The sequence below is a fragment of the Pseudomonas sp. MF08831 genome (assembly GCF_059862645.1).
Genome location: NZ_JCBCUX010000003.1, coordinates 203,045 through 224,823 on the forward strand (window position 1 = coordinate 203,045; position 21,779 = coordinate 224,823).

The window sequence follows — 21,779 nt, forward strand, 5'->3', positions numbered from 1 at the left end:
CTTATCAGGCCTGGGCATGCTCGTTGACCCACGGGCGTACCCTCCTACACTTATCGGCCATGACGCCAAAAGGAATAGTCCGATGAAAGCTGTGCTGTGCAAAGCCTTCGGCCCCGCCGAAACCCTGGTGCTGGAAGAGATCGCAAGCCCCACGATCAAGAAGAACGAAATCCTGCTGGACGTGCACGCGGCCGGGGTCAATTTCCCGGACACCTTGATCATCGAGGGCAAATACCAGTTCAAGCCGCCCTTCCCGTTCTCGCCGGGTGGCGAAGCGGCGGGCGTGATCAGTGAAGTGGGCGAAAAGGTCAGCCATTTGAAAGTCGGCGACCGGGTCATGGCGCTGACCGGCTGGGGCAGCTTTGCCGAGCAGGTCGCGGTCCCCGGCTACAACGTGCTGCCGATCCCGCCGAGCATGGATTTCAACGTCGCGGCCGCGTTCAGCATGACTTACGGCACCTCGATGCATGCCTTGAAACAACGGGCCAACCTGCAGCCCGGCGAAACCCTGCTGGTGCTCGGCGCGTCTGGCGGCGTGGGCCTGGCCGCCGTGGAAATCGGCAAGGCCATGGGTGCCCGCGTGATCGCCGCCGCCAGCAGCGCCGACAAACTCGCCGTGGCCAAGGCGGCCGGTGCAGACGAGTTGATCAACTACAGCGAAGCCAGCCTCAAGGATGAGATCAAGCGCCTGACCGACGGCAACGGTGTCGATGTGATCTACGACCCGGTGGGCGGCGATCTGTTTGACCAGGCCGTTCGCGGCATCGCCTGGAACGGCCGCCTGCTGGTGGTGGGTTTTGCCAGTGGGCGTATTCCCGAGCTGCCGGTGAACCTGGCGCTGCTCAAAGGTGCGTCGGTGGTCGGGGTGTTCTGGGGTTCGTTTGCCCAGCGCCAGCCGCAGGACAATGCGGCGAATTTCCAGCAACTGTTCACCTGGTACGCCGAGGGCAAGTTGAAGCCGCTGGTGTCGCAGGTGTATCCGCTGGAGCAGGCTGCCCAGGCGATCAATGATCTGGGGCAGCGCAAGGCGGTGGGCAAGGTCGTCGTCCAGACCCGCTGACTGATCTGGAACGCGGTCAATGTGGGAGCGGGCTTGCTCGCGAAGGCGGTCTGTCAGCGATACATGTTCTGACTGACCCAGCGCTTTCGCGGGCAAGCCCGCTTCCACATTTGGATTCCCATCGTTCTGAAGAACGCAATCACGACCCACACTTGCCTATTAGCGACATGTTCATAAGAGAACATGCAATCGCTCCGATTTCCTGTGTTTGCAGATAAGAGGCGATGCTATTTTCGGTAACGAAACTGTAACATTCGCATCCGCAGTCAAAACAAGAAATTTGGAGCTCTTGAATGTTTGCTTTCTTTCGCCCTGCCGCACACCAGGCGCCTCTGCCTGAAGAAAAAATAGACAGTACCTACCGACGGCTGCGCTGGCAGATATTCGCCGGTATTTTCTTTGGTTACGCCGGTTACTACCTGCTGCGCAAAAACTTCTCGCTGGCCATGCCGTACCTGATCGACGAGGGTTACACCCGTGGTGAGCTGGGCCTGGCGATGTCGGCGATTGCGATTGCCTACGGCTTGTCCAAATTCCTCATGGGCCTGGTGTCCGACCGCTCCAACCCACGCTATTTCCTGCCCTTCGGCCTGCTGATATCGGCCGGGGTGATGTTCATTTTCGGTTTCGCGCCTTGGGCCACGTCCAGCGTGACCATGATGTTCATTTTGCTGTTCATCAACGGCTGGGCTCAGGGCATGGGCTGGCCGCCGAGCGGACGCACCATGGTGCACTGGTGGTCGCAGAAAGAACGCGGCGGCGTGGTGTCGGTATGGAACGTGGCGCACAACGTCGGCGGTGGCCTGATCGGCCCGCTGTTCCTGCTGGGCATGGCCTGGTTCAACGACTGGCACGCAGCGTTCTATGTGCCGGCGACCGTGGCATTGCTGGTAGCGGCGTTTGCCTTCATCACCATGCGTGACACCCCGCAATCGGTCGGCCTGCCGCCAATCGAGGCATACAAAAACGACTACCCGGAAGGCTACGACGCCAGCCACGAAGACGAATTCAGCGCCAAGGAAATCTTCGTCAAGTACGTGCTGCGCAACAAAATGCTGTGGTACATCGCCTTCGCCAACGTCTTCGTCTACCTGCTGCGCTACGGCGTATTGGACTGGGCGCCAACGTACCTCAAGGAAGCCAAGCACTTCGACGTGGATAAAACCTCGTGGGCATACTTCTTCTATGAGTGGGCGGGTATTCCGGGCACGCTGCTGTGCGGCTGGATGTCGGACAAGATCTTCCGTGGCAACCGCGGCCTGACCGGCATCGTGTTCATGGCGTTGGTCACCGTGGCGACCCTGGTTTACTGGCTCAACCCGCCAGGCAACCCGATGATCGACATGATCGCGCTGTTCTCCATCGGCTTCCTGATTTACGGCCCGGTGATGCTGATCGGCCTGCAGGCGCTGGAACTGGCGCCGAAAAAAGCCGCGGGCACCGCTGCGGGTTTCACGGGCTTGTTCGGTTACCTGGGCGGTTCAGTGGCAGCGAGTGCGGCCATGGGTTACACCGTGGACCATTTCGGCTGGGACGGTGGTTTTGTGTTGCTGGTAGGCGCGTGTCTGTTGGCGATTGCCTTCCTGATCCCAACGCTGTGGCACACCAACAGCGTCAGCGCAGCGCGTTAACCGCCTGAGCAATCCTTTGCACAACGCTTGAGCCGCGCCTCCAGATTTTTATCTGGCATGGCGTGGCTACGCAGGGCGTTAACGGTCTGCTCGACATAATCGCGCGTGGTGCCGTAACGCCCGCAAGCGCTTTCCAGTACGTGATTGAGCACGATATCGGGCAAGTTGCCGGCATAGCTGGGCAAATGCCGCTCCAACACAAACCCCAACGCTTGTACCTGACTGCCATCTTCCAGACGGCAGCTGAGCCAGTGCGGCCGGTATGAGGGATAGGGCATCTCGCGCTGCCACAGGGCGTAAAGCGAGGCCTCCAGCTGATCCTCCGGCAAGCGGTAGGCAAACCCGCTGCATGAGCCGCCGCGATCCAGTCCGAACACCAACCCCGGCAACTCCGGCGTACCCCGATGCTCGTGTGACCACAGGTACAAACCCCGGTGATAGCCGTGAACCCGTGCGCGCATGCGCTGGGTCGACGAGCATTCGGGGCGCCAGATCAGCGAACCATAAGCGAACAGCCAGACCGGCCCACCCTTGTGCTTGGCCATGGTGGCCTGCATCGAACTCATTAATTGCTCGTGAGTCAGTTGCGGCCCCAGATCGAGCCGCGGAGGGTAAGCCAATTGCAAAAGATCGGTTTCAATAACGGTCATGGCGGATCGCTTAGGTCTCCTTTATCACTCAAATAAGCTGTTACCAGTTGTAAGCAACTTTACCGTAATAAAACGCGCCGCTGTAACCGTACGGCGAAAAAGTGCTATAGGCGAGGTTGCCGCCACTGCTGGCGTAAGCGTTGACCTTTTCCGGGTATTTATCGGTGACGTTGTCGCCGCCCAGGGTGAAGGTCCAGTTCTTGAGCTTGTAGTCCGCCGACAGGTCCAACACCCAGGCGGCCTTGAAGGTCTGGTCGTTGACCTTGTCCGCCTGATAACTGGTGAATTCACCGTAGCGAACCAGGTTGCTGTGCAGCGCCCAATGGCCATAGGTGAAATCGTTACCCAGGCTCAGTTTGTGCTGAGGCGTGGTGTCGCCGAGCAAACCGATGCGCTCACGACGGTCCACCCGCACCAGGTTGGCGCCCAGGCTGTCCAGAATCTCCGGGTTAGGCTTCACGTCGGTCACTTTGGTGTGGTTGTAGTTGTAGCCCACGGTGCTGTTCCAGCGGATGCCGTTATCGAACGGGTAGCGATAGTTGGCCACCAGATCGACGCCGTCGGTGCTGGTGTCGGTGGCGTTGGTGAAGTAACGGGCGCTGGTGTAGTTGATATTACCAACCCCATTGGCTTGCAGGTAGGCGATGGTGGCCGGGTTGAGATTGAGGTTGGAGGACAGGCTGATGCGATCGCGGATATCGATGCGGTACACGTCGAGCGTCACGGTCAAGTCATCGGCAGGCTCCAGCACCAGACCAAGGCTGTAGTTGCGCGACTTCTCGGCTTTCAGGTCTTCGGCGCCAAGCAGGCGGGCCACCTGGCTGTTGGCCGGGAACGTGCCGGCTTCCTGAATGGTGTTACCGATCAACTGGGACGAGGTGTAGGCAAAGTTCTGCTGGGCCAGGGAAGGTGCGCGAAAACCGTTCGAGATGCTGCCACGCAAGGCCACTTGCGGGGTGAAGTCATAACGGGCCGACAGCGAACCGCTGACGTTGGACCCAAAGTCGCTGTAGTCCTCATGACGCACGGCGGCCGAGGCGCTGAGTTTTTCGGTGAAGTTGGTTTCCAGGTCCAGGTACTGCGCCCAGCTATGCCGCGCGCTGCTGCCGGCGTCGGCATCACGGAAACCACCCAGGCCCGAGCTGCCGCTTTGATAGTAGGACGCAGGTTCTCCGGCTTCGATTTCATAGCCCTGGCGCAGGTACTCGCCGCCAAATGCCACCGACACCGGGTACGGCAGGAAGCCCACGTCGAATTCGCGCGACAGGTCCAGGCTGACTTGCTTCTGGTCATTGCTCAGGGTGCCGTTGTCGAACTTGCGCGGCGTGGCCAGGCCCAGTGAGGTGTTGATGGTTTCGGTGCTCAGCTCGTACTGGTTCTTGCCGTAGTTGGCCGACAGGTCGTAATGCCAGTCGTAAGCCAGCAAGCCGCGCAGGCCGACGACCAATGAGGTGTCTTCCAGGTTGCCTTTGATCAACGGCAGGTAACCATTAGGGTTCAGCGCCGGGATGTTATTGGACGCATTGCTCGCCCGGTAGAACGCCGCCGTCTCGCCGCGACGCTTGCTGTAGCCGCCGAAGGTGTAGAACTCGGCTGCATCGTTGAAGGAATATTCCGAGTTGAACTGGAATTTGCCTTCATTGGTGGCCGGTTCGCCCTGACGGAACACGCGCTGGCCATACGTGGTGGAACCGATGCTGCCTGGGCGGAAGTCGTCGCCGGCGCGGTTGGTGTAATCGTTGTCGGCACCTTCGCCCGAGACATTGATAAAGCCATTGTCGCCCAAGGCAAACCCGGTATTGCCGCTGACATTGCGCTGGATGCCATCTCCCTTTTTGTATTCGCCGAACTTGGTCGAGATCGAACCGCCGTGGTCGTCGTGCTTGAGGATCACGTTGATCACGCCGGCGATCGCGTCAGAGCCATAACGCGCTGACGCGCCGTCACGCAGCACTTCGATGTGGTCGACTGCCGACAACGGGATCGCATTCAAATCCGCCGGGGCCGAGCCACGCCCCACCGCCCCGCCAAGGTTGACGAAGGCGCTGGTGTGGCGGCGTTTGCCATTGACCAGCACCAGCACTTGATCCGGCGACAGACCGCGCAGTTGCGCAGGGCGCACCAGTTCGGCGCCGTCCACCAGGCTTGGACGCGGGAAGTTGATCGACGGAATCAGGCGCGCCAACACAGCGCCCAGCTCATCGGAGCCGGTGCTGCGCAGGCTGTCGCCGGAAATCACATCAATGGGCGACAGCGAAGCACTGGCCGTGCGCTCTTGGGCGCGAGTGCCGGTGACGATGACGGTGTCGAGTTTTGGTGCATCGGTGGCCGCTGTCTGCGCAGCCATGACGGGATTGAATCCCACAGCAGTCAGCAAATTGGCCGACAAAATCGCTGTGTACAGCGCGTGTTTCTTGTAGCTCCCCATACCGCTCCCCTCAGAATCAAACATCAGAACGTCATGCTCTGAGTTCCTACGATCGATCCGGCTGGCGGGCGGTGGCGGTCAGTTATTGGTTATTGGCAGATAGTCGGTAGTCCGTTGAGATATAGCTTAATGATATTTATGTAACAAATTAAATACCTTTAAAGCATAAGCAAAAGCATAAGCGCCGCACCTGTTCATCAGGATTGGGCCCATCAATCCCGGTAATTTCAGCCGCGGTTCAGCCTGACAACGCGCCAAGCCCTCAAAATAGCGCACAGCACGACCCACTTAGCCGTCCAACCGCCTATCGAGGTCGCACCCATGAAGAAGTTTCGATTGCCCAGCCTGTTGTTCCTGGCCCAGGCCACCACCGCACTGGCGGCCGAAGTGCCGCCAACTGATGAAAACAAGGGGTTCTGGTACGCGCAGACCAGCGTCTACACCCGGCATTTCGCGCCCGACCCTAAGCACAACAACAACCAGGACCTGATCGGCCTGGAGCGCAATGAGGCGTCAGGTTTTGTGTACGGCGCGGCGACATTTCGCAATTCGTTCAGCCAACGCGCTTACTACGCCTATGCAGGCAAGCGCTATGACATGGCCGACTATCCGGTGTATGTAAAACTCACGGGCGGGTTATTGCAGGGCTATCGCGGCGAGTACCGCGACAAGATCCCGTTGAACCGTTTCGGCGTTGCGCCGGTGATCATCCCGTCCGTGGGCGCCCACTATGGGCCGGTAGCAGCAGAGCTGGTGTTACTGGGCTTTAATGCCGCGATGGTCACCACCGGCGTGCGCTTTTAAGGGCGCGGTGCGTAGGCGAACACATCGGCGCGCATCTGGTGCGCATCCATACCCGCTTCAACCAGCGCATCCAGCGTGCCGTAGATCATCGCCGGCGAGCCACTGGCGTAGACATGCACGGCTTTAAGGTCGCTGATGTCTTCACACACCGCTTCATGCAGGAGGCCGCAACGGCCTTCCCAGCCACAGAGGTCGCTGACCACTTTGTGCAGGAACAGGTTGGGCAGTTTCAGCCACTGGTCCCAGTGCTCGATTTCGTAGAAGTCTTCCGGGCGGCGCACGCCCCAGTACAGGTGCACCGGGTGCTTGAAGCCAGAGGCGCGGCAATGCTCGATCAGGCTGTGCATCTGCGCCATGCCGGTGCCGGCGGCGATCAATACCAGCGGTCCGTCCGGCAGTTCAGCCAGGTGGGTGTCGCCAAACGGCAATTCGATGCGAGCCATCTGATTACGCTGCAACTGTTCGAGCAGGTTACGCGCGCTGTCCTCACGGGCCAGCACATGCAATTCCAGCTCACGCCCGGCGTGGGGCGCCGAGGCCAAAGAAAACGCCGACTTCTCGCCATTCTCCCGCTCGATCATCAGGTATTGCCCGGCGTGGTAACGCACCGGCTTGCCGGCCGGAGCCCGCAGGCGCACGCGCCATACATCGCCACCGACTTCCACGCACTCACTCAATTGGCACGACAACTTGCGCAACGGCAACTCTCCCGGCGCCAGCACGCCATCCCACAACACAATGCAATCTTCCAGCGGCTCGGCGATGCAGGTGTAGAACTCACCATGGTCGCGCACCTCGCCGGCTTGCTGTACCCGCCCTTCTACCAGCAGCGCCGCGCACACATGGCACACGCCATTGCGACAGGCTTGCGGGCACTCGTAGCCCAGGCGGCGCGCACCTTCGAGGATCCGCTCGCCAGGGACCAGTTCCAGTACAGCGCCGGAAGGTTGCAGGGTTACACGCATCAATCTATTCCCAATTCTTTCCAGATTGCATCGACACGCGCGGTCACGGCGTCATCCTTGACGATTACCCGGCCCCATTCGCGGGTCGTTTCACCCGGCCATTTGTGGGTGGCGTCCAGGCCCATTTTCGAGCCCAGGCCTGACACTGGCGATGCGAAGTCGAGGTAGTCGATCGGCGTGTTGTCGATCATCACCGTGTCGCGCTTGGGGTCCATGCGCGTGGTGATGGCCCAGATCACGTCGTTCCAGTCCCGGGCATTGATGTCGTCGTCGGTGACAATAACGAACTTGGTGTACATGAACTGTCGCAAAAACGACCACACACCGAGCATTACCCGCTTGGCGTGGCCCGGGTACGACTTCTTCATCGTCACGATGGCCATGCGGTACGAGCAGCCTTCCGGCGGCAGGTAGAAGTCGGTGATTTCCGGGAATTGCTTCTGCAGGATCGGCACAAACACTTCGTTGAGCGCCACGCCCAGGATGGCCGGCTCATCCGGCGGCCGGCCGGTGTAGGTGCTGTGGTAGATCGGTTTGATCCGATGGGTAATGCGCTCGACGGTGAACACCGGGAAGCTGTCGACTTCGTTGTAGTAGCCGGTATGGTCGCCGTAAGGGCCTTCATCGGCCATTTCGCCCGGATGAATCACGCCCTCAAGGATGATTTCGGCGGTGGCCGGCACTTGCAGGTCGTTGCCGCGGCACTTCACCAGCTCGGTACGGTTACCGCGCAGCAGGCCGGCGAAGGCATATTCAGAGAGGCTGTCGGGGACTGGCGTGACGGCGCCGAGAATCGTCGCCGGGTCAGCGCCCAGGGCCACGGAAACCGGGAACGGCTTGCCGGGGTGTTTTTCGCACCACTCACGAAAGTCCAGTGCGCCGCCACGGTGGCTCAGCCAGCGCATGATCACCTTGTTGCGGCCGATCACTTGCTGACGGTAGATGCCGAGGTTCTGGCGGTCTTTGTTCGGGCCTTTGGTGACGGTCAGGCCCCATGTGATCAGCGGGCCGACGTCGCCCGGCCAGCAGGTCTGCACGGGCAGCATGCCGAGGTCGACGTCATCGCCTTCGATGACCACTTCCTGGCACACGGCGTCTTTGACCACCTTGGGCGCCATGGCGATGATCTTGCGGAAGATCGGCAGCTTCGACCAGGCATCCTTGAGGCCCTTGGGTGGCTCGGGCTCCTTGAGGAAGGCCAGCAGCTTGCCGATCTCGCGCAGCTCGCTGACCGACTCGGCGCCCATGCCAAAGGCAACACGGTCGGGCGTGCCGAACAGGTTGCCGAGCACCGGAATATCAAAGCCGGTCGGGTTTTCGAACAGCAGCGCCGGGCCCTTGTTACGCAGGGTACGGTCGCAAATCTCAGTCATTTCCAGCACCGGGGAAATCGGCACCTGGATACGTTTCAACTCTCCGCGCTGCTCAAGTTGCTGCACGAAATCCCGAAGATCCTTGAATTTCATTAACCATGCCACTCGTAAAATAGGCGTACATCCTACCTGCTCTTACGAGCGCTGGCAGCTTATTGCACATCATTGCGGCTTACATCTGTTTGCACCGAGGCCTGGCGCAGGGTGCGGAAGAACGGCTCCAGGAACCCTTCCACATACCGCGTGCCCACGCTTGAGAGGTGGTTGTCATCGGTATACAGCGACTGGCCGCCGAGTTCGACGCGACACCACCCATTGGTGTCGCACAGCTTCGGCGCCGGGTCCAGTAGTTGAACACCTGGATCGGCCGCTGCGATCTGCTCAAAGACACCGCTGATGAAGGTTTGGCGCTGCAGGTGTTCGGCCAGGGGCAAGCCTTCGCGGTCGGTCGGGCGCCCCAACATGGCCAAACGGCTAAGCCGGTACGGCACATTGAATTCCTGCAGCGGCACTTCCTTGACCAGCCATACACGATGACCACCGGCGCGTAATTGCTGCACCAAGGTATTCAAACCCTCGCTGAATAGCTGCTCAGCCACGGCGCGGTCATATTTCCCCGTCGCCGGGTCATGGATCGACGCACCGGTATCACCGGAGCGCTGCCCATACACGTAGAGGCTCCAGCGCGCCACCAGCACCACATCACTGAAGGGCTCGCGCTTGAGCAACTGCGTAACGCGCTCGTTGAACGCCCCGCACCCTGGGGTGTTTTCTTTGCGGTAGAACGGCAGGCAACCGGCGTAGCCCGCCTGGGTGATGCTGAAGTCGTACTGTTTTGAAGCATCGCTCAATGCCGGAATCAACGCCGAGGCATGGCTGTCGCCCCAGACCAGCGCCTTGGCCGTGGCCGCCTGCGGACCAAAATGGCACAACTCACGGTGCTTGTTTTTCTTGTCGTCCGACAAGCAGTTCATAAGCGTGGGACTCCAGGTGTACGCCTGGGCAAATTGCAGCGCCTGAGGCGGCAGCCGCCACGCAAAACCATCCGACCACACCAGGCTCTTGCCGATCAGGCCGAGGCTGACGAGCGCCATGACGCCCGCGGCCAGGATTGCCCGATTGCCCGCCAACAGACGCCGCTCGCGAAAGGGCCCCTCAACGAATCGCCAGGACCCATAGCCCAGTACCAGACTCAGGAAAAACAGGCCCGCAACCTCCACAGGTGCCAGGCCGAAAATGCTGGCGTACTTGCCAAACACCAGCACCGGCCAGTGCCACAGGTACCAGGAATAGGAAATCAGCCCCACACCCACCAGTACACGGCTACCCAACAACCGGCCTACCAGTGTGCTGTGCTGACCGTTGGCCCAAATAAGCCCGACCACACCCACTACCGGCAACAGCGCTGCAACCCCTGGAAAGGCGGTGCTGGCGTCATAACCCAGTACCGCCACCAGAATCATTCCCAGGCCGATCAAGCTGACCGTCTGCGCCAGCATCGGGCTTGCGCGCTGCGCCCGCGCCGGCATTACCGCCAGCATGGAACCCGCCAACAACTCCCAGGCCCGCATCGGCAGCAGGAAAAAGGCCTTGTCCGGTTCTCGGGACACCGCCCACACGCTGGCAGCAAATGAGGCGAGCATCAGCACAAACAAGGCACCGCGCCATTGCTTGAGCCGGCTCGACAGCAGCGCCAGCAGGAGCGGGAAACCGATGTAGAACTGCTCTTCAACCGAAAGCGACCAGGTGTGCAGCATCGGCTTCATATCGGAGGCTGTATCGAAATAGCCGTTCTGACGCATAAAGAAGAGGTTGGAGATGAAGATCACTTGGTTGTGAATCGAGCGTCCCAGCTCTGAATAGTCCTTGGGCGCCATCAAAAACCAGCCAACCACCAATGACACGAACATCATGACGACCAGTGCCGGCAGGATGCGCCGGGCCCGGCGAGCCCAGAAATCGAGGAAACTGAAACGCCCGGCTTCACGCTCGCGCCAGATAATCGAAGTGATCAGGAACCCTGAAATCACAAAGAACACATCAACGCCAACAAAGCCGCCAGTGACGCCTGGAACTCCAAAATGGAACAGCACAACAGCCAGGACAGCGATGGCACGCAGGCCGTCAATGTCCCTTCGGTAAGCAAGAGCGGTCATAAATCGTAGGTCAGCCTGATTCGAATGGGAATGAGCGTAGCCGCACTCAGTTTTTTTGTTTCTTAACTGACACTATTGTCCTGCAAAGCTCTCTTTCTCAACACAAAAAAATGGCGCCCCGAAGGGCGCCATTTTTTCGGACCTGGAGCGTCGTGTTACTTACGCTTCATCGACAGGAAGAACTCGTCGTTGGTCTTGGTGGTTTTCAGCTTGTCGATCAGGAACTCGATGGCGGCGACTTCGTCCATCGGGTGCAGCAGCTTGCGCAGGATCCACATGCGCTGCAGTTCGTCGTCGGCGGTCAGCAACTCTTCACGGCGGGTGCCGGAGCGGTTGATGTTGATCGCAGGGAACACACGCTTCTCAGCGATACGACGGTCAAGCGGCAGTTCCATGTTGCCGGTACCCTTGAACTCTTCGTAGATCACTTCGTCCATCTTCGAGCCGGTTTCAACCAGCGCGGTGGCGATAATGGTCAGCGAGCCGCCTTCTTCGATGTTCCGCGCAGCACCGAAGAAACGCTTTGGTTTCTCCAGGGCGTGGGCATCGACACCACCGGTGAGCACTTTGCCGGAGCTTGGGATCACGGTGTTGTAGGCACGGGCCAGACGGGTGATGGAGTCGAGCAGGATCACCACGTCTTTCTTGTGTTCGACCAGGCGCTTGGCCTTCTCGATCACCATTTCGGCAACCTGCACGTGGCGGGTTGGCGGCTCGTCGAACGTGGAGGCAACCACTTCGCCGCGCACAGTGCGCTGCATTTCGGTTACTTCTTCCGGACGCTCATCGATCAGCAACACGATCAGGTGAACTTCCGGGTTGTTACGAGCGATGTTCGCTGCAATGTTCTGCAGCATGATGGTCTTACCGGCTTTCGGCGGTGCGACGATCAGACCGCGCTGGCCTTTACCGATCGGGGCGCACAGGTCGATGACACGACCGGTCAAGTCTTCGGTGGAACCGTTACCGGCTTCCATCTTCATGCGCACAGTCGGGAACAGCGGGGTCAGGTTCTCGAAGAGAATCTTGTTTTTCGCGTTCTCGGGACGGTCGAAGTTGATCGTGTCGACCTTGAGCAGGGCGAAATAACGCTCGCCTTCCTTAGGAGGGCGGATCTTGCCAACGATGGTGTCACCGGTGCGCAAGTTGAAGCGACGGATCTGGCTCGGCGAGACATAGATGTCGTCTGGGCCGGCAAGATAGGAAGCGTCTGCAGAGCGGAGGAAGCCGAAGCCGTCCTGGAGAATCTCCAGCACGCCATCACCGGAGATTTCCTCGCCGCTTTTCGCGTGCTTTTTGAGCAGGGAGAAAATCACGTCCTGCTTGCGCGAACGGGCCATATTTTCTATGCCCATTTCTTCGGCCAATTGGAGCAGGTCGGTAATCGGCTTTTGCTTGAGTTCAGTCAGATTCATATAGGAATGACGTAATCATTTATGGAGGGGGGAAATTAAGCTTTTGGCTTAATGAGGCCGCGCCGCAGAGAAGGCGACAGGATCGCGTACTAATCGAAAAGGAATGCGTCGGCGACGGCTTGCAGGGGGCAGTGGAGAAACCAGTGCGGGGCCGAATGTACCACCTGAGTTTCGGAGCGTCTAGCCCTGTTTCACGAAAAAGCCCCGCAATTTGCGGGGCTTTTTTGACGACGCTTAAATGTTCGCGTCGAGGAAAGCTTGCAGCTGGGACTTGGACAGCGCGCCTACTTTAGTGGCTTCGACGTTGCCGTTCTTGAACAGCATCAGGGTCGGAATACCACGCACGCCGTGCTTGGCCGGAGTCTCCTGGTTATCGTCGATGTTCAGCTTGGCAATGGTCAGCTTGCCGTCGTAGGTGGTTGCAATGTCGTCCAGAACAGGGGCGATCATTTTGCAAGGGCCGCACCATTCAGCCCAGTAGTCAACCAGGACCGGGCCTTGAGCCTTGAGTACTTGTTCCTCAAAGTTCGCGTCGGTGACGTGCTTGATAAGATCGTTGCTCATGGATGTCTCCGGATTGTAAGCAAAAAAAACGTGGCCCATCATAGCCGCCCTTCCCCCGTTCAGGAAGCCGCCTCTGATTGACTCTTGCTATGGTGACGCATGAGTTTGGGTATAGCTCAACTTACGGCGTCACGGGAGTCACGAAGGCAATGCCAGTGCGCAATGCCGCATTGCGTACGTGTTCCTGCATGGTTCTCTGGGCTTGCGCACTGGCGCGCCGCGCCAGTGCGCGCAGGATCTTGCGGTGCTCCTGCCAGGTTTCCATGGCCCGTTCCGGCCGGATGAACGGTAGCTTCTGGCTCTCCAGAAACACCTCGGCGCTGGCACTCAGGATACTCACCATCGCCTGATTACCACTGGCCAGCAGAATCCGCTGGTGAAATTCGAAGTCGAGCCGGGCGGCGGCTTCAAAATCGCCGGCCTTGAGCACCTTGCGCATCGCCTCGACATTGTCTTCCAGGCCGTCCAACTCATCGATGCTCAACGTTACGGCCGCCAGCCCGGCGGCAAAACCCTCCAGCGCATAGCGCAACTGGAAGATATCCAGCGGTGTGGCCTGGGCGGCGAAAGGCCAGGCAAAACCCGGCGCCTCCTGCACCTCTTGCACGAACACACCCTTGCCCGGCTGCACGCTGACCACGCCCAGCGCACTCAAGGACGACAACGCCTCGCGCAGCGATGCCCGACTCACGCCCAACCGCACCGCCAGGTCGCGCTGCGAGGGCAACGCATCGCCCGCTGCAAAGCCCTGCTCCTTGATCAGTTTGCGGATGGCCTGCAGGGCCGCTTCCGGTACGGCTTGGGCGATGGAATTCATATAAAACTCATAGTTCCAGACAACTGAGCGGCTAGTTGTAAAGCTATTCGCAGCCGGCGGCAAGCCACGCCCCAAAGGGGCTCGCGGGCTTTTACCGGCGCTCGAAAAAGGTGCGAAAAGCGCACGCACTGTTCAGACCAGTAAGACCACCGCACCTCAACAAATCCCGGCCTTGCAGGCAATACCAGCAGTGATGGCATGGGCTGTGCACTGAGCAAAATCAGAAAATCCCTTCGCCCTTTTCGGAGAGTTGCCATGACCAAGCGCTACAGCGCCCTGCTCACTGCCCTGTTTGCCAGCCTGATGCTGAGCCAGGCACCCGCCCAGGCCAATGGTCTGGACGACATCGTCGCCCGTGGCACCCTCAAGGTCGCCGTGCCTCAAGACTTCCCGCCGTTCGGCTCGGTCGGTCCGGACATGAAGCCCCGCGGCCTGGACATCGACACCGCCAAGCTGCTGGCTGACCAGCTCAAGGTCAAGCTGGAGCTGACGCCGGTCAACAGCACCAACCGCATTCCATTCCTCACCACCGGCAAGGTCGACCTGGTGATTTCCAGCCTGGGCAAAAACGCCGAGCGGGAAAAAGTCATCGATTTCTCCAAGGCCTATGCGCCCTTCTACCTGGCAGTGTTTGGTCCGCCTGATGCGCCGATCAGCACCACTGACGACCTCAAGGGCAAGACCATCAGCGTGACCCGCGGCGCCATCGAAGACATCGAGTTGACCGCCGTAGCGCCCAAGGAAGCCACGATCAAGCGCTTCGAAGATAACAACTCGACCATCGCCGCCTACCTGGCCGGCCAGGTCGACCTGATCGCCAGTGGCAACGTGGTGATGGTGGCAATCAGCGAGCGCAACCCGAAACGCGTGCCGGCCCTGAAAGTGAAACTCAAAGACTCGCCGGTCTACGTGGGCGTGAACAAGAACGAGCCGGCGCTGCTGGAGAAGGTCAACCAGATCCTGGTAGCGGCCAAAGCCGATGGCAGCCTGGAGAAAAATGCGATGCAGTGGCTTAAAGAGCCGCTGCCCGCCGACCTTTAAAGCGACGGAGCTGATTCATGGCGTATCAATTTGACTTTATGCCTGTGCTCGCCAACACCGACCTGCTGTTGCGCGGTGCGCTGTTCACGCTTGAGCTGACGGCCATCGGCGCGATCCTCGGGGTGGCCCTGGGCACCGTCGGCGCCGTGGTGCGGGCGTGGAAGATCCAGCCGTTTGCGTGGTTCTTCGGTGTGTATGTCGAGTTGATCCGCAACACGCCGTTTCTGGTGCAGCTGTTCTTCATCTTCTTTGGCCTGCCCTCGCTGGGGCTGAAAATAACCGAATGGCAAGCCGCCGTGCTGGCGATGGTGATCAACCTGGGGGCCTACTCGACCGAGATCATTCGCGCCGGCATCCAGGCCATCCCTCGCGGCCAGCTGGAAGCCGCCGCCGCACTGGCAATGACGCGTTTCGAAGCGTTCCGCCACGTGGTGCTGCTGCCGGCGCTGGGCAAGGTGTGGCCGGCCCTGAGCAGCCAGATCATCATCGTGATGCTCGGCTCGGCCGTGTGTTCGCAGATCGCCACCGAAGAGCTGAGCTTTGCCGCCAACTTTATTCAGTCGCGTAACTTCCGCGCCTTTGAAACCTACGCACTGACCACGCTGGTGTACCTGTGCATGGCGTTGATGATTCGCCAGTTGCTCAACTGGATTGGCCGGCGGTTTGTGATGAGGAACAGCCGATGAGTGATTTTTCGTTCTGGGACATCGTGCGCAACCTGGCTGTTGGCCTGCAATGGACCCTGCTGCTGTCGCTGGTGGCGTTTGTCGGCGGCGGCCTGATCGGTTTGCTGGTGATGACCATGCGCATCAGCCGCAAAGCCTTCGCGCGCAATGTTGCGCGCACCTATATCGAACTGTTTCAGGGCACGCCGCTGTTGATGCAGCTGTTCCTGGTGTTTTTCGGCATTGCCCTGCTGGGTGTGGATATTTCGCCCTGGCTGGCAGCGGCAATCGCGTTGACCCTGTTTACCAGCGCCTACCTGGCCGAGATCTGGCGCGGCTGCGTCGAATCCATCGCCCATGGGCAATGGGAAGCGTCGGCCAGCCTGGCGCTCAACCCGCTTGAACAACTGCGCTACGTGATCCTGCCCCAAGCGCTGCGGATTGCCGTGGCACCCACCGTTGGGTTCTCGGTGCAGGTGGTCAAAGGCACCGCCGTGACGTCGATCATCGGCTTTACCGAACTGACCAAGACCGGCGGCATGCTCGCCAACGCCACCTTCGAACCCTTTATGGTCTACGGACTGGTGGCCCTCGGTTACTTCCTGCTCTGCTACCCCTTGTCCCTCAGTGCCCGCTACCTGGAAAGGAGACTGCATGCCTCTGCTTAGAATTTCCGCCCTGCATAAGTATTACGGCGATCACCACGTACTCAAAGGCATCGACCTGACCGTGGAAGAGGGCCAGGTGGTGGCGATCATCGGCCGTAGCGGCTCGGGCAAGTCCACCTTGCTGCGCACCCTCAATGGCCTGGAATCGATCAACGACGGTGTGATCGAAGTCGATGGCGAATACCTCGATGCCGCGCGCGCCGACCTGCGCAGCCTGCGGCAGAAAGTCGGCATGGTGTTCCAGCAGTTCAACCTGTTCCCGCACCTGACGGTGGGCGAAAACGTCATGCTCGCGCCGCAAGTGGTGCAGAAAGTGCCCAAGGCCAAAGCCGCACAGCTTGCCAGGCAGATGCTGGAGCGCGTCGGGCTGGGCGAGAAGTTCGACGCCTTCCCGGATCGCCTGTCCGGTGGCCAGCAACAGCGCGTCGCGATTGCGCGTGCACTGGCCATGTCACCCAAGGTGCTGCTGTGCGACGAAATCACCTCGGCCCTGGACCCTGAACTGGTCAATGAAGTGCTCAGCGTGGTGCGTCAACTGGCCAACGACGGCATGACCCTGATCATGGTGACCCACGAAATGCGCTTCGCCCGGGAAGTCGGCGACAAACTGGTGTTCATGCACCAAGGCAAAGTGCATGAGGTGGGCGACCCCAAGACACTGTTCGCCAACCCAAAAACGCCGGAACTCGCCAACTTCATTGGCTCAGTGGAACAACCGGGCTGACCAGTTCGAAACTGCCCTGCCCTTCAAGGTGCGTCTCGCTACGCACCTGGAAGGCATCGGCAGCCAGGTCGGTGTCGATATCGACCTGGGCCGTGAATTGACGCCCTGCCCTCGGCCCCCCGGCCACTCGCGCTATCAACGTCTGGCCGGGCAACAGGTGCCCGCTGACCGTCTCACCGGCTGAGTGCGCGGGCGCCCAGCCGACGGCTTGCCCATCTAAACGCGCGTGTTTGAGGTTCAGGCGCAAACGCCCCTGGCGCCCGAAACGAAAGCTCTCGCCATCGGCCGCCACGCCGACAAAACGCAACGCGATTGCCGCGGGCTCAGCACACAGTACATTCACGCTCAACGAGCGAGTGCCGAGCGCCATGGACGTGCTTTCAACAAGCGCCTCCCTGCGAATAGCGCCGTAGTCTATGCGCGGCTGGCTCACCGATAACCGGCAATTTTCCGCCCGGGCATCAGGCGTCGCGAGCAGTGCGCAGAGCATTACCAAGGGCACGCTTTTAAGCTTAACGGCCATGGCACACCGCCGAGGTGGTTTCATAGAACTTGTCATTGTCGGGTTGGCTCTTGAGGTCAATGCGTAGCAGGCAGGTGGAAGCGTCCGGCAATGAAACACGCAGGCTTTGCGCCTCATTGACGTCATTGAGGAACACCATGCCCTCGCCCACCACGCTGGTCACGAAGCGATCGCCCGTGCCGAACACCGAGGCGCCTTGAGGCAATGGCCGGCCATGCTGATCCTTTGCGGTGAGCAAAATACGGCGCACTTTCACCACATCGAAATCCACGGCATTGAAGGATCCACGGCCCGCCGTGAGCACCTGCGTGCCGTTTTTCAGGTCGACGCGCCTGGGCAAGGACGGGGTCTGCACCTCAACCCGGCTGTTGGTATAAGCCGGCAGGCCTGCGATCACGGCTTGCCCGCTGAAATCGGTCCACACCGGGCCTTGGGGGGTTTGGACTTTTGCCGCGCCGATATCCCCGACAGAGACGATGCCGAAGGTGTCCTGCACGGGGTAAGGCGAAAAGGTCAGCCCGCCTGCGTGAGCCACCACGCCGCCTTGCAACTGCCCGGTGTAACTGGTGCCCTGCGGGTCGCGGCTGACACCCAGGCCGACCCGGGTATAACGAGGCAGCAGGTCCACCTGCCCGCGCACCGATGCCTGCCGGGCCTTGAGGTCGCGCTCGACGCCCACTTCGTAATTCACATACTCGTTGACCCGTTCACTGAGCGACGTGCCGGCGGTGAACTGATCACCGCGACGACTGGTGTAACTGTGCACACGACGCTCCCCACCCAATGGCACGCTGACCTGTAACCGCACGGACAAATCGTTGTCCAGCGCCCGTTCGCGCCGGTTGCCGGCACGCGTGACGTCACGATCAGACCGAGTGCCGCCCACTTGCGAGTCGGCAATCAACGCGACATCGGCGCGGCTGAATGACTTGTTCCACGAGGTGAACACATGCTCGCTCGTTCGCCCGTCAAATTGGGCGCTGCGGGTATAACCCAGCGAGAACACCCCCAGCGTGGGGTCGGCCCAGCTCATGCCTGCCGTGTACTGGTTCTTGAAGCGCGAACCCAATTCGTCGGGCCGGGAGACGCGGCCGGCTTCAGTGACCTCACGATAACCCTGGGTCTGGGTGGTCGCACTGAGGTTGACGTCAACATTGGGCAGCACCGGGCTGCTCACGGAGACGCTGCTGCGCGACCCGGACACTGCGTTTTTGCTGTCTCGCGACAAGTTGTGACGCGCCCCCACGGAAACCCGCTGCACAAACACGCTGTTCAGGGTGCCGCCCGCCGACCCATAGTCATCGGCGCTCAACAAGCCAAAGCCCGCCGACGAGTCGCGCCCCAGCCCCCATGTGCCGCTGGCCATGGCGACCCGCGGTGATGGCCCCTCTTCGAGGGTGTTTTTGCGCAACTTGCCAACCGAGAAATAATAACCAGGCGCCGCCGGGCCAGCCCCCGCGAACGACGCCGCCGGCACCACGAAGCTGCGCCTGACACCGCGCACATCGATCACGCTGACGTCCAGGTCACTGGTGTCATTGAGCAGCGGCAACCCCGCAAGCCTGAACCGGCCTTCAGGCACCAACGTGCTGTAGATCAACGCACCGGACTGGCGCACTTCAACCCGCGACTGGCTCTGGGCGAGCCCTTCAACCACCGCATGGTTGCCGCCCGCCGCGGCACGCGATTGGCCATCGGGGTAAAACTGCAGCCCAGACAACTGGACCCCGCCAAACAACGGGTTATGGCTGGAGATCTGGCCGACCTGGAACGTCGACTGCAACGCAGCAATATCCCGCTGGGCAAACGCGTAAAGGTGTTCGGTGCGTGTCTTGCCGTTGTCGGACACATAGAACTGGCGGCTGCGGACCACCCAATCGTCAAGGTTGAAGCCTGCCTCGGTGTAGGCCGAGATGAACCGGCTGGGCCCACTGCGCGAATGACTGTCCAGACCCAGCACGTCATAGTTGAACAGCGCGGCTGCGCCGCCCGTGGAAAAGGGCCCGGCCTCCCACTGCGGCGCACGCAATGACTGGGTCGGCACAACCAGCGTCACTTCCTCGGTACCGGGGCGCAACCTCAGCATTGTGGTCGGGAACGCAGCGAGAAAGTTATGACAGGCCGCGTCCGGTGTAGCGCCTTCGTGGAGGATGTCGCGCGGCTTTACCAGCCCGGCCTTTTCCAGCAGCCCAGGCGTAAAACACAATCGACCCTCGTGATCGAAACGTGCATCTACCAGCCCAAGCGGGTTTCCATTGACCCGCAGGCCCACCACGTGGACGCCTTCACGAAAGCGCGCTGCACTGCGAAAGTAGTCGGAGACCTTGGGGTCAATACCGTGGGTCGTCAGTGCCGCGAGGTCAAAGCCCTCTCCCAGCTCCAGCGCAGAAACAACGCCGGGCAAGCTCCAAAGGGCTGCAAAACCCATGATCAAGGTGGGCCTGCCGGGCCTAAAAAATGCCGCAATGCGGTGACTCGAAGGGTTAATCATCGGCCGATCAACCCTCATCGGTAAGGATCGGGGCGCGGTAGTTTTCTACCGAAAACCCATAGACCGTGGCGGGCTGGATCTGGACCTCGGCCACACCGTCCAGTGGGCCATCGACCTCTGCGGTCAATGCTTCACCCGGCAAAAGGTAAGCGCGCGGCAACGTGGCCGAGGCGCCTTGTGGAAGCAGGCGCACCTCCGGCGCCAGGCGCACCACATAGGCACTGTCGTTATGGACCGTGAGGCCCTGCCCGGTCCGCTTCCACTTCAACAACTCCCAGGGGGTTGTGTGCCGAGGCAAACCTTTGGGGTGCAGGATCAGCGGCAAATTCTGCCGAAGGGTGATACCGATGGTCGCACCGCCCGCCGTGCGCGCCTGGGGGATGCCCTCGAACGACACACGCTTGAGGCGTTGGGTCTTGAGCGGCTCACCCTGGGTGCTGATAAAACGCACCAACTGCGTGTCGCCCGCCTCCACTCGTGTGATGGGCGGTGTAACGATCAACAGCAGTTGCGGGTCCTCGGGCACGTTCTCCACCACCGAGTGAAGCAACGCCGGCCCGGCATCGGTGTTCTTGATGTTTATTGTGGCCTCGCCCTCTTCCTCATAAAGCACCACAACCGTTGTTTCCGGAAGCATGCCGTCCGCCAGGGCAACATCGGTAAAAAAACCACAGGCACCTGCACTCCAAAACAACATAAAACTTATTATTGAAAACCCACGCACTCGACGTTCCCCGCAACCGACAAAGTTGACCATGGGCAGTTAAACGCCCACAAAAAAACAGCCAACCAGAAAGTGTCAGTTTCTTGATTGGCTGTTTTGCGCTGTTTAGATGTAACTCAATACCAGTGTGGCGCGCCCATCAAGGGAGACATCGCGACTCAAGTCCAGATCCTGCGCCCGGTTGATGACCGCCTTCACCGCAAGAGTGCCGGTCAACTGGTTGATAGAGGCCGGCGTAAAGGTGGTGCTATTGCGCCACGAATACTGGGCAGGTGATTGAGCAACTTTGCCATCGCTGGTGAGCCAAACGCCGGTGCCATTACGCAGGATGGGGTACAGCGCCACGCCGGCAGAACGTAGGTCCCTGAGCGTGACCGAATAGCCACCGGTTCGCCGAGTCCCTACAGAACCCAGACCAAAATTCTGCGCCTCGGTAAAGCCTGGACCCAGGACACCCGGCACTTTGCTGCCCGCCTGCAGGTCGGTGAAGGAGATTCCGAACCTCGCCGGCGTCGTGCCGCAATTGACCACCAGGGAAGTGGTCTTCTCTTCGCGGGTGTTGAACGCGGTCTGGGATAATTCGCCGGAGCGAATCGTGCCGTAGTCGATGATGCCGCTGCCGGCGAGGCTGAGGTTACAGGCAGCGGGAGTAATCGTGCCCCTGACGACCAATTGGGCACTGGTGGTCGCCTGAGCGTTGAGGGTTGCAGCCAGGCAGGCGATACCGAGAGTCAAACCAACAATTGTTTTCATTTTTGTCCTGTCACTACGAAGTTAACAGGCATTGTTTATTCGCGTCCTGGCGAATCCATCGCCCAACCACTTATCTTCCCGGACATACATAACGATAAATAAATAACACCCAGGCAACATTGCCGAGTGACAGTCTGCTGCTTTGGTACCTCATTAAAAAATCGGACAACACATCAGTTATTGTCGGAGTGATGAAAATAAATAGTGGCTCACAGTTAATAACAAGGTAGTCCATAACAAAACAAACTAAGAGAACAGCGACTCAATCATTGTAGGCAAATTCAGAATCCGCCTTGAAAACCACAAACGTCAAAATGCCTACATCAT

At 60.0% G+C, this 21,779-nt stretch carries 19 protein-coding genes; 7 read left to right on the forward strand and 12 right to left on the reverse strand.

Annotated elements, in window-relative coordinates; genetic code table 11:
• Positions 1-82 precede the first annotated feature (82 nt).
• Together AC19YS_RS07170 and glpT are read left to right on the forward strand one after the other, a co-directional pair.
• Positions 83-1,060, forward strand: a complete 978-nt coding sequence (locus AC19YS_RS07170; RefSeq protein ID WP_106575781.1) for an NADPH:quinone oxidoreductase family protein — start codon at positions 83-85, stop codon at positions 1,058-1,060.
• Between the two features lie 293 nt (positions 1,061-1,353).
• Positions 1,354-2,691, forward strand: a complete 1,338-nt coding sequence (gene glpT, locus AC19YS_RS07175) for a glycerol-3-phosphate transporter (protein ID WP_106575782.1) — start codon at positions 1,354-1,356, stop codon at positions 2,689-2,691.
• Here glpT and AC19YS_RS07180 read toward each other — a convergent pair.
• Positions 2,688-3,341: a gamma-glutamylcyclotransferase gene (locus AC19YS_RS07180; protein WP_119737303.1), complete on the reverse strand. Its 654-nt coding sequence runs from the start codon at positions 3,339-3,341 to the stop codon at positions 2,688-2,690. The genes glpT and AC19YS_RS07180 overlap by 4 nt on opposite strands.
• A 40-nt stretch (positions 3,342-3,381) precedes the next feature.
• The gene (locus tag AC19YS_RS07185; RefSeq protein ID WP_500601323.1) at positions 3,382-5,769 is read right to left on the reverse strand and encodes a TonB-dependent receptor plug domain-containing protein; all 2,388 of its coding nucleotides are present in this window, start codon (positions 5,767-5,769) and stop codon (positions 3,382-3,384) included.
• Positions 5,770-6,090: 321 nt separating this feature from the next.
• Here AC19YS_RS07185 and AC19YS_RS07190 point away from each other — a divergent pair, with 321 nt between their 5' ends.
• On the forward strand, positions 6,091-6,573 hold the full coding sequence (locus AC19YS_RS07190; RefSeq protein ID WP_200622334.1) for a sn-glycerol-3-phosphate transporter: 483 nt from the start codon (positions 6,091-6,093) through the stop codon (positions 6,571-6,573).
• On the opposite strand, the gene AC19YS_RS07195 is transcribed toward AC19YS_RS07190, so the two are convergent.
• The 6 genes from AC19YS_RS07195 to AC19YS_RS07220 form a co-directional block, all read right to left on the reverse strand.
• Positions 6,570-7,538, reverse strand: a complete 969-nt coding sequence (locus tag AC19YS_RS07195) for a CDP-6-deoxy-delta-3,4-glucoseen reductase (protein WP_179676497.1) — start codon at positions 7,536-7,538, stop codon at positions 6,570-6,572. The genes AC19YS_RS07190 and AC19YS_RS07195 overlap by 4 nt on opposite strands.
• The gene (gene ubiD, locus AC19YS_RS07200) at positions 7,538-9,004 is read right to left on the reverse strand and encodes a 4-hydroxy-3-polyprenylbenzoate decarboxylase (protein ID WP_106575787.1); all 1,467 of its coding nucleotides are present in this window, start codon (positions 9,002-9,004) and stop codon (positions 7,538-7,540) included. Before ubiD ends, AC19YS_RS07195 begins: the two co-directional genes overlap by 1 nt.
• 59 nt (positions 9,005-9,063) lie before the next feature.
• Positions 9,064-11,067, reverse strand: a complete 2,004-nt coding sequence (locus AC19YS_RS07205) for an acyltransferase family protein (protein ID WP_500601326.1) — start codon at positions 11,065-11,067, stop codon at positions 9,064-9,066.
• Positions 11,068-11,222: 155 nt separating this feature from the next.
• The gene (rho, locus tag AC19YS_RS07210) at positions 11,223-12,482 is read right to left on the reverse strand and encodes a transcription termination factor Rho (protein ID WP_003176825.1); all 1,260 of its coding nucleotides are present in this window, start codon (positions 12,480-12,482) and stop codon (positions 11,223-11,225) included.
• A 234-nt stretch (positions 12,483-12,716) separates the two neighbouring features.
• Positions 12,717-13,046 carry a thioredoxin TrxA gene (gene trxA / locus AC19YS_RS07215; protein WP_106575789.1) on the reverse strand — a complete coding sequence of 110 codons (330 nt, stop codon included), beginning with the start codon at positions 13,044-13,046 and terminating at the stop codon, positions 12,717-12,719.
• A 121-nt stretch (positions 13,047-13,167) separates the two neighbouring features.
• Complete coding sequence (locus AC19YS_RS07220; RefSeq protein WP_500601328.1) at positions 13,168-13,863, reverse strand: FadR/GntR family transcriptional regulator; 696 nt, start codon at positions 13,861-13,863, stop codon at positions 13,168-13,170.
• Between the two features lie 255 nt (positions 13,864-14,118).
• On the opposite strand from AC19YS_RS07220, the gene AC19YS_RS07225 reads away from it, so the two are divergent.
• From AC19YS_RS07225 to AC19YS_RS07240, 4 genes are read left to right on the forward strand one after another with little or no spacing between them, the layout of a single operon-like run.
• The gene (locus AC19YS_RS07225) at positions 14,119-14,904 is read left to right on the forward strand and encodes a transporter substrate-binding domain-containing protein (RefSeq protein ID WP_106575791.1); all 786 of its coding nucleotides are present in this window, start codon (positions 14,119-14,121) and stop codon (positions 14,902-14,904) included.
• A gap of 17 nt (positions 14,905-14,921) precedes the next feature.
• Positions 14,922-15,590 (forward strand): amino acid ABC transporter permease, encoded by a 669-nt coding sequence (locus AC19YS_RS07230; protein ID WP_064454658.1) that lies wholly within the window; start codon positions 14,922-14,924, stop codon positions 15,588-15,590.
• Complete coding sequence (locus tag AC19YS_RS07235) at positions 15,587-16,237, forward strand: amino acid ABC transporter permease (RefSeq protein ID WP_106575792.1); 651 nt, start codon at positions 15,587-15,589, stop codon at positions 16,235-16,237. Before AC19YS_RS07230 ends, AC19YS_RS07235 begins: the two co-directional genes overlap by 4 nt.
• On the forward strand, positions 16,224-16,961 hold the full coding sequence (locus tag AC19YS_RS07240) for an amino acid ABC transporter ATP-binding protein (protein WP_500601331.1): 738 nt from the start codon (positions 16,224-16,226) through the stop codon (positions 16,959-16,961). Before AC19YS_RS07235 ends, AC19YS_RS07240 begins: the two co-directional genes overlap by 14 nt.
• Here the strand turns inward: AC19YS_RS07240 and AC19YS_RS07245 are convergent.
• The 4 genes from AC19YS_RS07245 to AC19YS_RS07260 form a co-directional block, all read right to left on the reverse strand.
• Positions 16,933-17,484, reverse strand: coding sequence for a DUF1120 domain-containing protein (locus AC19YS_RS07245; RefSeq protein WP_106575794.1), 552 nt, complete (start codon positions 17,482-17,484; stop codon positions 16,933-16,935). The genes AC19YS_RS07240 and AC19YS_RS07245 overlap by 29 nt on opposite strands.
• On the reverse strand, positions 17,474-19,912 hold the full coding sequence (locus tag AC19YS_RS07250) for a fimbria/pilus outer membrane usher protein (protein ID WP_500601333.1): 2,439 nt from the start codon (positions 19,910-19,912) through the stop codon (positions 17,474-17,476). The genes AC19YS_RS07245 and AC19YS_RS07250 overlap by 11 nt, the downstream gene beginning before the upstream one ends.
• A 70-nt stretch (positions 19,913-19,982) precedes the next feature.
• On the reverse strand, positions 19,983-20,672 hold the full coding sequence (locus AC19YS_RS07255) for a fimbria/pilus chaperone family protein (RefSeq protein WP_200622348.1): 690 nt from the start codon (positions 20,670-20,672) through the stop codon (positions 19,983-19,985).
• Between the two features lie 132 nt (positions 20,673-20,804).
• Positions 20,805-21,452, reverse strand: a complete 648-nt coding sequence (locus AC19YS_RS07260) for a DUF1120 domain-containing protein (RefSeq protein WP_106575797.1) — start codon at positions 21,450-21,452, stop codon at positions 20,805-20,807.
• Positions 21,453-21,779 lie beyond the last annotated feature (327 nt).

Excerpts from the sequence above, each read along its gene's own strand:
- AC19YS_RS07170 (WP_106575781.1), top strand. The coding sequence starts at position 83 with ATGAAAGCTGTGCTGTGCAAAGCCTTCGGCCCCGCCGAAACCCTGGTG.
- glpT (WP_106575782.1), top strand. The coding sequence starts at position 1,354 with ATGTTTGCTTTCTTTCGCCCTGCCGCACACCAGGCGCCTCTGCCTGAA.
- AC19YS_RS07180 (WP_119737303.1), bottom strand. The coding sequence starts at position 3,341 with ATGACCGTTATTGAAACCGATCTTTTGCAATTGGCTTACCCTCCGCGG.
- AC19YS_RS07185 (WP_500601323.1), bottom strand. The coding sequence starts at position 5,769 with ATGGGGAGCTACAAGAAACACGCGCTGTACACAGCGATTTTGTCGGCC.
- AC19YS_RS07190 (WP_200622334.1), top strand. The coding sequence starts at position 6,091 with ATGAAGAAGTTTCGATTGCCCAGCCTGTTGTTCCTGGCCCAGGCCACC.
- AC19YS_RS07195 (WP_179676497.1), bottom strand. The coding sequence starts at position 7,538 with ATGCGTGTAACCCTGCAACCTTCCGGCGCTGTACTGGAACTGGTCCCT.
- ubiD (WP_106575787.1), bottom strand. The coding sequence starts at position 9,004 with ATGAAATTCAAGGATCTTCGGGATTTCGTGCAGCAACTTGAGCAGCGC.
- AC19YS_RS07205 (WP_500601326.1), bottom strand. The coding sequence starts at position 11,067 with ATGACCGCTCTTGCTTACCGAAGGGACATTGACGGCCTGCGTGCCATC.
- rho (WP_003176825.1), bottom strand. The coding sequence starts at position 12,482 with ATGAATCTGACTGAACTCAAGCAAAAGCCGATTACCGACCTGCTCCAA.
- trxA (WP_106575789.1), bottom strand. The coding sequence starts at position 13,046 with ATGAGCAACGATCTTATCAAGCACGTCACCGACGCGAACTTTGAGGAA.
- AC19YS_RS07220 (WP_500601328.1), bottom strand. The coding sequence starts at position 13,863 with ATGAATTCCATCGCCCAAGCCGTACCGGAAGCGGCCCTGCAGGCCATC.
- AC19YS_RS07225 (WP_106575791.1), top strand. The coding sequence starts at position 14,119 with ATGACCAAGCGCTACAGCGCCCTGCTCACTGCCCTGTTTGCCAGCCTG.
- AC19YS_RS07230 (WP_064454658.1), top strand. The coding sequence starts at position 14,922 with ATGGCGTATCAATTTGACTTTATGCCTGTGCTCGCCAACACCGACCTG.
- AC19YS_RS07235 (WP_106575792.1), top strand. The coding sequence starts at position 15,587 with ATGAGTGATTTTTCGTTCTGGGACATCGTGCGCAACCTGGCTGTTGGC.
- AC19YS_RS07240 (WP_500601331.1), top strand. The coding sequence starts at position 16,224 with ATGCCTCTGCTTAGAATTTCCGCCCTGCATAAGTATTACGGCGATCAC.
- AC19YS_RS07245 (WP_106575794.1), bottom strand. The coding sequence starts at position 17,484 with ATGGCCGTTAAGCTTAAAAGCGTGCCCTTGGTAATGCTCTGCGCACTG.
- AC19YS_RS07250 (WP_500601333.1), bottom strand. The coding sequence starts at position 19,912 with ATGGGTTTTGCAGCCCTTTGGAGCTTGCCCGGCGTTGTTTCTGCGCTG.
- AC19YS_RS07255 (WP_200622348.1), bottom strand. The coding sequence starts at position 20,672 with ATGTTGTTTTGGAGTGCAGGTGCCTGTGGTTTTTTTACCGATGTTGCC.
- AC19YS_RS07260 (WP_106575797.1), bottom strand. The coding sequence starts at position 21,452 with ATGAAAACAATTGTTGGTTTGACTCTCGGTATCGCCTGCCTGGCTGCA.